Genomic DNA, 12460 nt, shown 5'->3' on the forward strand with positions numbered 1-12460 from the left:
CCTGATGGGCGCGCGACCGGGCGATGCCGCGGTTTCGCCACATTTGCCTCGCAATGCCGACATGAAGGCCGGGTAGGGAACCTTTAGGCGCAACTCGCGCGAAGGAGGCCACCCATGTCCGAGATCATCGCGCATCACTATCGCGAACTCCGCCCCTTGGTGGATATTGTCGGCGACCGGCTGCTGTTCATCGCGGCGGTTCTGGTCGCGCTTCTCGGTGCGGCTCTGATCGGTGTTCAACTGATCGATATTCTCGGCGGCGACGCTTCGAGTTTCCAGCGCATCTGAGCCGGAGCCGACAGGGGCGCAACGCCCGCAAAATCCGTTCTTCCTTGATCCCGGGGCCGCCTTCGCGGCCCTTTCCTTCGTGGCAAGATGATCGCGGTCCACAAAATCTCGGGGCCGAGGGGTCATCCCAGCTTTGACATCGGTTACGCCCTTCGCTACCACCCTAACCAAAGGGAAAAGTGAACTTCCGGCGGGAGAGGGCGATGTCGATGAGCGTGCAAACTATGCTGAGACTCTGTGCGACGCGAAAGGCACTGCGGGCCAGCGTAGTATTTCCAGCAGTTGCAATGAGTTGCCTCGCGGTTCCCGTGATCGCTCAGGCGCAGCAATACAGCTTCTCGCAGGTGGTCATCACCGGTAACGAGCGCGTCGACGCGGCGACGATTCTGTCCTTCGCCAGAATCGCCCGCAATCAGCCCGTCACCGCCGCCGATCTGAACGCGGCTTACCAGCGCCTGACGAATTCCGGCCTGTTCGAGAACGTTGCGATCACGCCGCAGGGCAACACGCTCAAGATCGCCGTGACGGAATATCCGACGATCAGCGTGATCAATTTCGAAGGCAACAAGATCATCAAGGATGCGCAGCTCGCCGCGATCATTCAGGCGAAGCCGAACCGCGTCTACAATCCCGCCCAGATCGAAGCCGACGCCCAGCGTCTGGCGCGTGCCTATTCCGAGGATGGCCGCATGGCCGCGCGTGTCGTGCCGAAGGTCATTCGCCGCGACAACAATCGCGTCGACGTGGCCTTCGAGATCAAGGAAGGCAAAGTCACCTCGATCGAACGTGTCACTTTCACTGGCAACCGCTCCTTCTCGGATCGTCGTCTGCGTCAGGTGCTCGAGACGAAGCAGGCGGGGATTTTCCGCACCTTCGTGAAGAACGACACGTTCAACGCAAGCCGCATTCCGGTCGACCGTCAGAAACTGATCGAGTTCTACCAGGCGCGCGGCTACAAGAACGTGCAGGTCACCGGCGTGTCCTCGCAGATGTCGCGTCAGCGCGATGCGTTCTTCATGACCTTCAACATCATCGAAGGGCAGAAATACCACTTCAACGCGATCAACACGAGCTCCGAGATCGACGGGCTTGCGCCTGACGAGTTCGCGCCGCTCACCAAGATCCGCCAAGGTCAGACCTTCTCGCCAAAGGCGATCGAATTGGCCGTGACCCGGATGGAACAGCTTGCGATCAAGAAGGGCGTGCAATTTGTCCGCGTCGATCCCCGCATCACCGAAGACCCGCGCACGCAGTCGGTCAATGTCGATTTCGTTCTGGTCCGTGGCCCGCGCGTCTTCGTGCAGCGCATCGACATCGAAGGCAACACGGCGACGCTCGACCGGGTGATCCGGCGCGAATTCCGCACCGTCGAAGGCGACCCCTACAACCCGCGCGAGATCTCGAACGCGGCTGACCGGATCCGTGGCACCGGCTATTTCAAGTCGGTCGACGTGAACACCAAGCCGGGCAGCAACTCCGATCAGGTCGTGGTCGACGTGAACGTCGAGGAGCAGCCCACCGGTTCGCTCGGTTTCGGCGCGTCCTATTCCAAGACCGACGGGATCGGCTTCAACGCCTCGCTGGAAGAGAAGAACTTCCTCGGCCGCGGGCAATATCTCGGCCTGTCGCTCGGAACGACCAAGGACAACAACAGCTCGAGCATCCGCTTCGTCGAGCCGGCTTTCCTCGGCCGTGACGTGGCGCTGAAATTCTCGGCGATCTATGCGACGTCCAGCTCGGCCACGAACACCAATTACGACACGCGCCGTATCAGCATCGAACCGGCGCTGGAATTCCCGGTCTCCGAGCGCGGCCGGCTGCAGGTGAGCTACAAGATCGGCGAAGACACGCTGAACAACGTGCCGACCGACTCCTCAGAAATCTTGCAGCGTGAAGAAACCAACCAGGGTTCGCAGCGGTACAGCGGCCCGGGTCTGCGCTACAGCTACGACACCTCGCGCGAACAGATCGACCCGCGTTTCACCTGGCGCTTCAACGTCGACCAGCAGTTCTGGGGCGTGGGCGGTGACGTGAAAGGTGGCCAGACCACCGCGAAGATTGTCGGCGAGCGCAAGATCTTCAACGAGGAAGCGACGCTGCGCGCCTCGCTCGAAGGTGGTGCGGTCGACGCCACGGGTGGTTCGACGATCCTGCAACGCTTCTCGGGTAGCCAGATCCGCGGCTTCGAGAGCTACGGTATCGGTCCGCGTGATCTCAATGCAGCGAACAGAGACGCGCTCGGCGGCAACTACTACTGGGTCGGCAAGGTCGAAGCGGAGTTCCCGATCGGTCTGCCCGAAGAGTACGGCATCACCGGCGGTGTGTTCTGGGATGTTGGCTCCGTCTGGGGTCTGGATGACACCAACGGCACTGGCGGTAACGAGGTCGACGACTCGATGCATGTCCGTTCCGCGGTCGGTGTATCGCTGTTCTGGAAATCGGCGATCGGTCCGCTGCGTCTGAACTTCTCGCGCGCGATCAAGAAAGAAAGCTACGACAAGACGCAGAACTTCGATCTGTCTCTTTCCACGCAGTTCTAAGGGCGCGCGATGCGTCTGAGCCGTATCTCCGCCACCCTTATCGCAGCCGCGCTGGCCTTCGGGCCCGGCGCGGCTGTCGCGCAATCGGCAGGTCAGACTCCCGACGCGCAGGCCTTGGGGCCGCGCGCACAACAGAGCGCGGTTCTGACCCTCGATTGGGAGAAGCTTTACGACAACTCGCTGTGGGGCAAGCGAGTGCAATCCGAGATTCAGGCCGCGTCGAGCGCGCTGCGCAAGGAAAACGACCGGATCGCGAGTCAGCTCGAGGCGGAGGAGCGAAAGCTCACCGAGGAGCGGCTGACGATGCCTTCGGACGCGTTCCAGAAAGCCGCCGATGCGTTCGACAAGCGGGCAACCGATATTCGTCAGGCCCAGAAGGCCAAGGCCGATGCAATCCAGCGCCAGCTCAATCAAGAGCACCAGACCTTCGTGCAAACGGTGGTGCCGTTGCTCGACGAGGTACTGCGGGCGCGCGGTGCGGTCGTGGTGCTCGATTCCCGCGCGATCATCCGCGGGCTCGCGCAGGCCGACGTGACGCAGGAACTCGGCGCGCGGGTCGATAAGGAAATCGGCGACGGGGCCGGGCGCGTGACACCGCTGGTCCCGCCCGCCTCCAATGACAGCGCGGGTGCGGCGACCGATACGCCCGCGCCTTCGGATCAGGCGGCGCCTTCCCAGCCCGCTCCGGATCAACCTGCGAATGGCGCGACGACGGATTCGAGTGGTGAGGCAGGCGTTTTCGTGGATACGACGCCGAACACGAAGCCCAAGGGCAACGGCAATTCCACGCTGGACGGGGCGACCCGCGATGCGCCCGGATTACCGCTCGGTCTGCCGGTGGTAGATGGTACTCAGGCCACTCCGACGGACACCAAGCCGGGGCAATAGCAGGCGCGCGCTGCTTGCCAAGCGAGGCCGCGATTGCTAGCAACAAGCCAAAAGCGACGATTGCGTGATGCGGCGCCCTAATGCGGCCGCAGGCGCAATTTGCCCGAGAACGAGGACAGCTCATGACCGAACCCGCCCCCTATACCGAAGCCGATCTGTCGCTCATCAAGCGCATCATTCCGCATCGTTATCCGTTCCTGCTTATCGACAAGGTGCGTGACATCGTTCCGAACAAGGGCGCGGTCGGAATCAAGAACGTCACCGCGAACGAGCCGCATTTCCAGGGCCACTTCCCGGAAGAGCCGATCATGCCCGGTGTCACTATCGTCGAGGCGATGGCGCAGACCTCGGCGGTCGTCGTGGGGATTTCGCTCGACGTGATCGACAAGCCGCTGCTGACCTATTTCATGGGTATCGACAAGTGCAAGTTCCGTCGCAAGGTGGTTCCGGGCGACGTGCTGGAGCTGCACGTCTCCGTGAAGCGTGGCGGCGGCAAGATCTGGAAATTCGAGGGCCGGGGTACGGTGAATGGCGAACTGGCCGCCGAAGCCGAGTTCACCGCGATGATGGACCTTCAGGGCTGAATGCATGAGCATTGACCCAAGCGCGCAGATTCACGCCTCCGCGGTGGTCGAGCCCGGGGCGGTGATCGGTCCGGACTGCCGGATCGGTCCGTTCTGCGTGGTCGGGCCCGAGGTCGTGCTCGGCCGCGGCGTGTCGTTGCAAAGCCATGTCGTCGTGCAAGGCGCGACCGAGATCGGCGACGAGACGGAGGTGTTTCCTTTCGCCTCGCTCGGGCAGATCCCGCAGGATCTGAAATTCAACGGCGAGAAGACGCGGCTGAAGATCGGCAAGCGCAACCGCATCCGCGAATACGTGACGATGAACACCGGCACGGAGGGCGGCGGCGGGCTGACCGAGATCGGCGATGACGGGCTCTTCATGTCGTCGTGCCACGTCGCGCATGACTGCAAGCTGGGCGATCGGGTCATTCTGGTGAATTCGGTCGCGGTGGCGGGGCATTGCGTGCTGGGCGATGACGTGATCGTCGGGGGCCTCTCGGGCGTGCACCAGTTCGTCCGCATCGGGCGCGGCGCAATCATCGGCGCGCTGTCGATGGTGACGGCGGATGTTATCCCGCACGCGCTGGTCGCAGGACCGCGCGCCGGGCTCGAAGGGCTGAACCTCGTGGGCCTGAAGCGTCGTGGAACGCCGCGCGAGGAAATCTCGGCATTGCGCAAGACCGTCGAGGCGCTCGGTCAGGGCAGCTTCCGCGAAAGCGCGCGAACCCTCTCCGAAGAGGGTGTCGAGGGCGAATTGGCACGCGAAGTGCTCGACTTCATCCTCGGCCCGTCCGAGCGCAGCTTCCTGACGCCCGGCAAATGAGCGGGGGCAAGCATACCGCGCTGATCGCCGGCTCTGGCCGTCTGCCCGCGATCGTGCAAGAAGCCGTGCCGGACATCCTCGTTTGCGAGATGATCGGCGCGCCTTGCGATCTGGATGGCGATCACCTGCGATTCCGGATCGAGCGGCTGGTGCCGTTTCTCGACGAACTGGCCGATCGCGGGATCGAGCGAGTGGTGTTCGCCGGCGCGATGCAGCGACCGGCGATCGACCCCGAGCAGTTCGATCCGCGCTCGGCGCAACTGGTGCCGCGTCTCGCCATGGCGATGCAGGCCGGCGACGATGCAACGTTGCGGGCGGTGATCGAGGTCTTCGAGGAGTTCGATCTGGAGGTCGTCGGCGCGCATGAAATAGTGCCGACATTGCTGCCCGAGGCGGGGGTGCTGTGCGGCAAACCGTCCGCCGTGGACAAAGACGACGCCGAGCGTGGCGCCGAAATCGTGGCCGCGCTTGGGGCCTCGGATATCGGTCAGGGTGCGGTCGTTGGGCGCGGGCTTTGCCTTGCCGTCGAGACACTGCCGGGCACCGACGCAATGCTTGATTTCGTGCGTCACCACAAAGGCTTGCGCGGCGATCTTAAAGCGGTGAAAGGGGTCTTCTACAAGGCACCGAAACCCGATCAGGACCGTCGCGCCGATCTGCCCGCCATTGGCGTTGAGACGGTGAAGAACGCCGCCGCTGCTGGCCTGTCCGGTATCGCCTTCGAGGCGGGCGGCGTGATGCTTCTCGACCGCGACGCGGTCATCGAGGCCGCCGAGGAAGCGGGCCTCTTTCTCTGGGCGCGGGCGTCATGAGGCTCTACGTCATCGCGGGCGAGGCTTCGGGCGACAAGCTCGGCGGCGCCCTGATGGCGGGGATTAACGAGCTCGTGCCGCACGTCGAATGGTCCGGCATTGGCGGCGAGGCAATGGGCGCGCAGGGCCTGACCAGCCTCTTCCCGATGGAAGAGCTTTCGGTCATGGGGCTGATGGAAGTTCTGCCGAAATACCGCCATCTGAAACGTCGTATCGCCGAGACCGCGGATCATGTGATCGAAAGCGGCGCCGAAGCGCTGATCACCATCGACAGTCCCGATTTCTGCCTTCGCGTCGCGCGGCTGGTGAAGGAAAAAAGGCCTGACCTCAAGGTGGTCCACTATGTGGCGCCTTCGGTCTGGGCGTGGCGTCCGGGGCGCGCGGCGAAGATGGCGCGGGTGGTCGATCACGTGCTCGCGCTGCTGCCTTTCGAGCCGCCCTATATGGAAGCCGCCGGGATGAGTTGCGATTTCGTGGGCCATCCCGTCGTCGCCGAACCGCGTGCGACCGGTGCGGACGCGGCGGCCTTCCGCGAGACCCATATGATCGGCGAGGATCAACCGCTGGCGCTGTGTCTGCCGGGCTCGCGGCGCGGCGAGGTAAAGCGGCTCGGGGCACGGTTCGACGAGGCGCTGATGCAGCTGCGCGACCGCGAGCCGGGGCTGCGCGTCGTGCTGCCGACGGTGCGGGGCGTGGCGCCGATGGTGCGCGAGATGACGGCGCGCTGGCCGGTCGCGCCGATCGTGGTCGAGAATGCCGATGACAAGCGCGCGGCCTTCGCCGCCGCCGATATCGCGCTGGCGGCCTCGGGGACTGTCAGCCTGGAGCTGGCGGCGAACCGGGTGCCGATGGTCATCGCCTATGACGCGAATTTCCTGACTTGGCATATTATCTCGCGGATGCTCAAGATCGACACGGTGACGCTGGTCAATCTGGTCTCGGACACGCGGGTAATCCCGGAATTCCTCGGCCCCGAATGCAAGCCGCGCGAGATTTCGACGAAGATGCTGGAGTTGCTGGAAGAAGACGCGGCGCGTGACGAGCAGATGGCCGCGATGGAAGAGGTGATGCGCCGTTTGGGCGAGGGCGGCGAGCCGCCCGGCCTTCGTGCCGCGCGTTCAGTTCTGGAGTTTCTCGGGAGGGCGTGATGCGCGTCTTTTTGGTGATGACGCTGATATTTTGGGCGGGAAGCGTTTTGGCCGAACCCGATCCGGCGCAGCTTTTCACGCAATCCTGCGGGCGCTGTCATCGCGATGCGGAGCGATTGATGGAAAGGCTCGGCTGGGCGCTCGGTTCGAAGACGCCGGAGGAGCGGCGCGAATGGCTCGACGATTTCATCGTCTCGCATCATTCGCCCGATCCCGACAGCCGCGCGGCGATTGCCGCATGGCTGGCAGAGCTCGCCTCGTAAGACGACCCCTGCCGAGGGGCCTTAGCCCAGCACCGATTTCACGGCATCGGCGGTGACTTCGACGATCTTGTCGGCCTCCGCCTCGGTCAGGCACAGCGGCGGGGCGAGGCCAAGGATGTCGCCCTGCGGCATCGCGCGCCCGATCACGCCACGCTCGACCATCGCGCCTGCGATCTTCGCGCCGATCTTGTCGGAGGCGTCGAAGAAGGTGCGGTTGTCGCGATCCGAGACGAATTCCACCGCGCAGAGCATTCCTTCGCCGCGGATATCGCCGACATTCGCGTGCTCGCCGATGGCGGCGCGCATCTGGTCATTGAGGTATTTGCCGACTTTGCCCGCATTCTCGACCAGACCCAGCTTGTCGATCAGTTCGAGGTTCGCGACACCGGCCGCCGCCCCGATCGGGTGCGCCGAATAGGTCCAGCCGTGTCCGATCGGGCCGTTCTCGTCGGTGCCTTGCTCGAGCACTTTCCAGACCTTGTCGCTCACGATCGTGCCGGAGAGCGGCGCATAGGCCGAGGTCAGGCCCTTGGCGATGGTGATCAGGTCGGGCTTCATGCCGTAGTGATCCGAGCCGAACATGCTCCCCAGACGTCCGAAGCCGGTCACGACCTCGTCTGCGATCAGCAGGATGTCGTATTTGTTCAGCACTTTCTGGATCGCCTCCCAGTAGCCTTTCGGCGGGGGCACGATGCCGCCCGTGCCCAGAACCGGCTCCCCGATGAAGGCGGCGATGGTGTCGGGGCCTTCGCGTTCGATCAGCTGCTCCAGCTCCGTGGCGCAATAGGCGGTGAAGGCCTCTTCCGACATCGCCTCATCGGGGCGGCGGAAGTAATAGGGCGCCTCGGTGTGGACCACCTGGCTCAGCGGCAGGTCGAACTTCTTGTGGAACAGCTCCAGCCCCGTGAGCGAGCCGGTCATCAGCCCTGAGCCGTGATAGCCGCGCCAGCGCGAGATGATCTTCTTCTTCTCGGGCCGGTTCAGGATGTTGTTGTAATACCAGACCAGCTTGATGTTGGTCTCGTTCGCATCCGAGCCCGACAGGCCGAAATAGACCTTCGACATGTGATCGGGCGCACGGTCGAGGACCATATGCGCCAGCGTGATCGAGGCTTCCGTGCCGTGGCCGACATAGGCGTGGTAATAGGCCAGTTCCTTCGCCTGCTCGGCGATAGCCTCGGAGATTTCGGTGCGCCCGTAGCCCGCGTTCACGCAATAGAGGCCTGCGAAGGCGTCGAGCAGCTTGTTGCCGTCGCGATCCTCGATGAAGACGCCCTTGCCGCCGGTGACGATGCGGTTGGGAGACTCGCCGCGCGCGTGCTGGGCGAGATGGGTCGAGGGGTGGAAGAAGCTTTCGCGATCCCACTTGTCGAGTTGGTCATTGGTCAGCAATTTTCTCTCCTTCTTCTTGTCTTGGGGCGTCCGGGCGGGCGGGGCGATCAGCCCCAGTCGCGGCAGACGTATTTGATTTCCATGAACTCCTCCATTCCGCGGCGCGAGCCTTCGCGGCCGAGGCCGGACTGCTTCATGCCGCCGAACGGGATCGGCGCGCCGGTGACCTTGGTGCGGTTGACCGCGACCATGCCGAATTGCAGCGCGCGGGTGGCGCGGTAGATGCGTTTCGGGTTCTGGCTATGGACGTAAGCCACGAGCCCGTATTCGGTAGCGTTGGCGCGATCGAATACCTCTTCCTCGGTGTCGAAGACGGTGATCGGAGCGACCGGGCCGAAGGTTTCCTCCTGCATGATCTTCGCGCTGTCGGGCACATCCATGAGAACGGTCGGCGCGAAGAACAGCGGGCCGCGGTCGAGCCGCTTGCCACCGCAGGCCAGTTTCGCGCCCTTGGCCAGCGCGTCGGCGACATGCTCTTCCTGCTTGGCGACGGCCTTTTCGTTCATCAGCGGTCCGATATCGGGGTCGTCCATGCCGATGCCCACGCTCAGCGCCTGTGTGGCCTCGGTGAACCGACGGCAGAACTCTTCATAGACGGGGCGCTCGACATAGATGCGGTTCGCGCCGAGGCAGTCCTGACCGGAGGTTGCGAATTTCGCCTTGATGACCTCTTCCACCGCCCGGTCCAGATCGGCACCCTTGAAGACGATGACCGGGGCGTGGCCGCCCAGTTCGAGGACCAGTCGCTTCACCGTCTGAGCCGATTGGCGATAGAGCAGGCGGCCTACTTCGGTCGAGCCGGTGAAGGACAGCGCGCGAACACGGGTGTCTTCTCCCCAAGGCTCGACGATCTCGGCGGCGTGGCCGGTAAGCACGTTGAACACGCCTGCGGGAAGGCCCGCGCGTTCGGCCAGCTCCGCCAGCGCCAGCGCGGAATAGGGCGTCTCGTGAGAGGGATGCGCGACTACGGTGCAGCCTGCGGCGATGGCGGCGGCAGCCTTGCGGGTGAGCATCGCGGCGGGGAAGTTCCAGGGCGTGACGAGGCCCACGACGCCCACGGGTTCGAGCCACAGCTCCACTTCTGCGTCATGCAGATGCGAGGTGACGCCCTCGATATTCGGGCGCTTGGCCTCTTCGGCGTAATATTCGATGAAGCTCGCCGCGTAGTCGATCTCGCCCAGAGCTTCGCTCAGCGGTTTGCCCTGTTCGAGCACCATGATCCGCGCGAGGTCATCCTTGGCCTCGATGATCAGATCGAACCAGCGGCGCATAATCGCGGAGCGCTCCTGCGGGAGCGTCGTCGACCAATCGAGAAACGCGCGCTGTGCGGCATCGACGGCTTCTAGCGACTGGCTGCGGCTGAGTGCGGTGATGTCGCCCAGCCGTTCCGAGTTGGCGGGGTTGGTGACGGGGATCACCTCGCCGGTCTCGCCGGCGACCCAGCGACCGTTCACATAGGCAAAGCTGCGCAGAAGGCGCTTGTCGGCGATATCGGGGCGGGCGGAAATGGCGGTATCGAGCATGAGAGACCTCCTTGGTTGAGATCACTCTGCGCCCGTTTTGACAGGGTAATAGTCCGAATGGGCTGCGCGGGCCCCGCATTTGGGCTGAAATACCGCCGACCGTCAGTCCATTTGGTCTGCGAAGAGGTCGAAGGGCGGCATGGCGGCGTTCTTCACCTCTTTCGTGACGATATAGGTGAAGTAGCGCGCGATCCCGATCCGCGCGTCAAGCATCGAGTCGATCAGCCGCTGATAGGCGTCGATGTCGCGGGTCACGATCTGCATCAGGTAGTCGAAGCCGCCGCCCAGAGCCCAGCAGCCCACGACCTCGGGGTGCTGATCGAGCGACCGCTCGAAGGTCTGGAAACTGGCGGCGGTGTGATCGGCCAGTTCGGCGGCCACGAACAGCGTCACATGCGGCCCGAGCTTCTTGAGGTTGAAGGTCGCGCGATAGCCAGCGATGAGGCCCGCCTTCTCCAGCTTTTTCAGCCGGTCCCATGCGGGCGTCGGCGAGAGGTTGATCTTCTCGGCCAGCGCCGCCTTGGTGATGCGGCCCTCGCGTGCCAGCACGCGCAGAATTTCGATATCGCGGGGGTCGAGCTTGATCATGGCGCCACGCTACACCGGCTCAACGCCTTGTGCATCCCCGATTTTCCGGCTGCTCTCTTGGGGGCTCACTCGGCCGCTTCGCGCGCCTCCTTGGACTGCGGAGCGTGGAAGCGTTCGCGCGAGGAGCCGTAGGGCTCGACCGTCCGGCGCTTGCGACGCAGCCCGTCGGCATCGCCCCGGCGCAAGCGCATGAAATAAAGCGCCGAGAGCGGTCCCGTCGCACCCGCGATGGCAAATCCCCAGAGGAAAGCGTGGATCGGGATCATCTCGGCCCCGGTGGTGGTCGCGGCCGCCCCGGCGGTCAGTTCCAGCACCACGCCCGCCAGCGCGATGCCAAGCGCAAGCGAGACCTGACGGCTCATCGCGGTGAAGGCGGTGGCGGGGCTCATCTCGCGCAGGTCGAGATCGGCAAACCCGATTGAGTTGATCGCGGTGAAGACCACCGATTGCGCGGCGCCGCCGATCAGCAGAAGCGGGATCAACTGCCAGTCATGGATGCTGGTCACGGTGAGGAAGCCGAAGATCGTGGCACCCCGTATGACGGCGGCCCAGATCATCACCCATTTGAAGCCGAACCGATCGAGGATGCGCGGCACGAATGTCCGCAGGCTGACCGCGCCCACGGCGTTCAACCCGGTCAGTGCGCCGGAGACCATCACGGAAGCGCCGAGCCCCAGCTGGAAGAACAGCGGCAGCAGAAGCGAGATCGCCCCGTTCGACAGCCGGAAGATCAGCCCGCCGGTGATCGAAACGTCGAACGTCCTGTGCCGGAATAGCCGCAGATCGAGAAGCGGCTCGGACGTATTGCGCGCGCGCAGCCAGTAGAGGACCAGCAGGGCCACGCCCGCGACGCTGAGGGCGACTGCGGCCTGCCACGGCAGGATATGCTCGCCCAACGCGGAAAACCCCGTCATCACGGTGGCCAGACCTACGGCAGAGAGCACGAAGCCTGGAAAATCGAATGGTTTCGGCTCGGGCGGGCCGTCGGCGGGCATGTGGCGCAGCGTCAGCCAGATCGCCAGCGCGCCCAGTGGCAGGTTCATCAGGAAGATCGAGCGCCAGCCAAGGAAGGTCGTCACCGTCGCGCCCACGAAGGGGCCCAGCGCCGGGCCGATCAGCGCGGGCAGGGTGACATAGACCATCGCGCGGGTCATCTCCTCCTTGGAGGTGTGGCGCAGCACGATGAGCCGGCCCACCGGGCTCATCATTGCGGCCCCGATGCCCTGCAGCGCGCGGGCCAGCACGAGCCCCGTCACGCTCGTCTGGATCGCGCAGAGGAGCGAGGCCACGAGAAACACACCCATCGCGGCCAGAAACGTTCGTCGTGCGCCGATCCGATCCGCGATCCAGCCGGAAATCGGCACGAAGGCCGCGAGCGCGATCAGGTAGGTCGCCATCGCCATCTTGAGCGACAGCACCGGCACCGAGAGGTCCCGCGCGATCACCGGGATCGCGGTGGCCAGCACGGTCGCGTCGATCAGCTCCATCAGGAGCGACAGCGCCACCGTCAGCGGAATGATATTTTCGCGAAGCCTGCTCAGCATGACCGGGCATAGCTAGCACTTTGCCGCGCGGTGTCACCCCGCCGGGCGCGCGCAGAGCGCCGTGCTTTATCGCGCAGGTGAGATCGGC

12 protein-coding genes are annotated in these 12460 nt (G+C 64.4%); 8 read left to right on the plus strand and 4 right to left on the minus strand.

Going from position 1 to position 12460, the window contains the following annotated elements; all coding sequences use genetic code 11:
* The first annotated feature begins 114 nt into the window (after window positions 1–114).
* From B6V75_RS18565 to B6V75_RS02050, 8 genes are all read left to right on the plus strand, one after another.
* Window positions 115–288, plus strand: coding sequence for a hypothetical protein (locus tag B6V75_RS18565; RefSeq protein ID WP_157771582.1), 174 nt, complete (start codon window positions 115–117; stop codon window positions 286–288).
* 287 nt (window positions 289–575) lie between these two features.
* Complete coding sequence (gene bamA / locus B6V75_RS02020; RefSeq protein ID WP_088718562.1) at window positions 576–2828, plus strand: outer membrane protein assembly factor BamA; 2253 nt, start codon at window positions 576–578, stop codon at window positions 2826–2828.
* A gap of 9 nt (window positions 2829–2837) precedes the next feature.
* Window positions 2838–3716: an OmpH family outer membrane protein gene (locus B6V75_RS02025; protein ID WP_088718563.1), complete on the plus strand. Its 879-nt coding sequence runs from the start codon at window positions 2838–2840 to the stop codon at window positions 3714–3716.
* Window positions 3717–3838: 122 nt separating this feature from the next.
* Window positions 3839–4300, plus strand: a complete 462-nt coding sequence (gene fabZ / locus B6V75_RS02030) for a 3-hydroxyacyl-ACP dehydratase FabZ (protein WP_075774887.1) — start codon at window positions 3839–3841, stop codon at window positions 4298–4300.
* A gap of 4 nt (window positions 4301–4304) precedes the next feature.
* The gene (lpxA, locus tag B6V75_RS02035) at window positions 4305–5102 is read left to right on the plus strand and encodes an acyl-ACP--UDP-N-acetylglucosamine O-acyltransferase (RefSeq protein ID WP_075774886.1); all 798 of its coding nucleotides are present in this window, start codon (window positions 4305–4307) and stop codon (window positions 5100–5102) included.
* The gene (gene lpxI, locus B6V75_RS02040) at window positions 5099–5914 is read left to right on the plus strand and encodes a UDP-2,3-diacylglucosamine diphosphatase LpxI (protein WP_088718564.1); all 816 of its coding nucleotides are present in this window, start codon (window positions 5099–5101) and stop codon (window positions 5912–5914) included. The genes lpxA and lpxI overlap by 4 nt, the downstream gene beginning before the upstream one ends.
* Window positions 5911–7062 carry a lipid-A-disaccharide synthase gene (gene lpxB, locus B6V75_RS02045; RefSeq protein ID WP_088718565.1) on the plus strand — a complete coding sequence of 384 codons (1152 nt, stop codon included), beginning with the start codon at window positions 5911–5913 and terminating at the stop codon, window positions 7060–7062. Before lpxI ends, lpxB begins: the two co-directional genes overlap by 4 nt.
* A complete protein-coding gene (locus tag B6V75_RS02050) occupies window positions 7062–7325 on the plus strand; it encodes a hypothetical protein (RefSeq protein WP_088718566.1) in 264 nt (87 codons plus the stop codon). Before lpxB ends, B6V75_RS02050 begins: the two co-directional genes overlap by 1 nt.
* Before the next feature lie 21 nt (window positions 7326–7346).
* Here the strand turns inward: B6V75_RS02050 and B6V75_RS02055 are convergent, their stop codons facing one another.
* The 4 genes from B6V75_RS02055 to B6V75_RS02070 form a co-directional block, all read right to left on the minus strand.
* A complete protein-coding gene (locus B6V75_RS02055; protein ID WP_088718567.1) occupies window positions 7347–8717 on the minus strand; it encodes an aspartate aminotransferase family protein in 1371 nt (456 codons plus the stop codon).
* A 47-nt stretch (window positions 8718–8764) separates the two neighbouring features.
* On the minus strand, window positions 8765–10240 hold the full coding sequence (locus B6V75_RS02060; protein ID WP_088718568.1) for an NAD-dependent succinate-semialdehyde dehydrogenase: 1476 nt from the start codon (window positions 10238–10240) through the stop codon (window positions 8765–8767).
* 102 nt (window positions 10241–10342) lie between these two features.
* Window positions 10343–10825 carry an Lrp/AsnC family transcriptional regulator gene (locus B6V75_RS02065; protein ID WP_075775114.1) on the minus strand — a complete coding sequence of 161 codons (483 nt, stop codon included), beginning with the start codon at window positions 10823–10825 and terminating at the stop codon, window positions 10343–10345.
* Window positions 10826–10893: 68 nt separating this feature from the next.
* Window positions 10894–12372, minus strand: a complete 1479-nt coding sequence (locus tag B6V75_RS02070; protein WP_088718569.1) for an MFS transporter — start codon at window positions 12370–12372, stop codon at window positions 10894–10896.
* Window positions 12373–12460: the final 88 nt, after the last annotated feature.

It is taken from the genome of Thioclava sp. F1Mire-8 (genome assembly GCF_002213165.1).
GTDB lineage: Bacteria > Pseudomonadota > Alphaproteobacteria > Rhodobacterales > Rhodobacteraceae > Thioclava > Thioclava nitratireducens.

Coding starts and splice junctions, on each gene's coding strand:
- B6V75_RS02050 (WP_088718566.1), top strand. CDS start 7,062: ATGCGCGTCTTTTTGGTGATGACGCTGATATTTTGGGCGGGAAGCGTT.
- B6V75_RS02025 (WP_088718563.1), top strand. CDS start 2,838: ATGCGTCTGAGCCGTATCTCCGCCACCCTTATCGCAGCCGCGCTGGCC.
- lpxA (WP_075774886.1), top strand. CDS start 4,305: ATGAGCATTGACCCAAGCGCGCAGATTCACGCCTCCGCGGTGGTCGAG.
- lpxB (WP_088718565.1), top strand. CDS start 5,911: ATGAGGCTCTACGTCATCGCGGGCGAGGCTTCGGGCGACAAGCTCGGC.
- lpxI (WP_088718564.1), top strand. CDS start 5,099: ATGAGCGGGGGCAAGCATACCGCGCTGATCGCCGGCTCTGGCCGTCTG.
- bamA (WP_088718562.1), top strand. CDS start 576: ATGAGTTGCCTCGCGGTTCCCGTGATCGCTCAGGCGCAGCAATACAGC.
- B6V75_RS18565 (WP_157771582.1), top strand. CDS start 115: ATGTCCGAGATCATCGCGCATCACTATCGCGAACTCCGCCCCTTGGTG.
- fabZ (WP_075774887.1), top strand. CDS start 3,839: ATGACCGAACCCGCCCCCTATACCGAAGCCGATCTGTCGCTCATCAAG.
- B6V75_RS02070 (WP_088718569.1), bottom strand. CDS start 12,372: ATGCTGAGCAGGCTTCGCGAAAATATCATTCCGCTGACGGTGGCGCTG.
- B6V75_RS02060 (WP_088718568.1), bottom strand. CDS start 10,240: ATGCTCGATACCGCCATTTCCGCCCGCCCCGATATCGCCGACAAGCGC.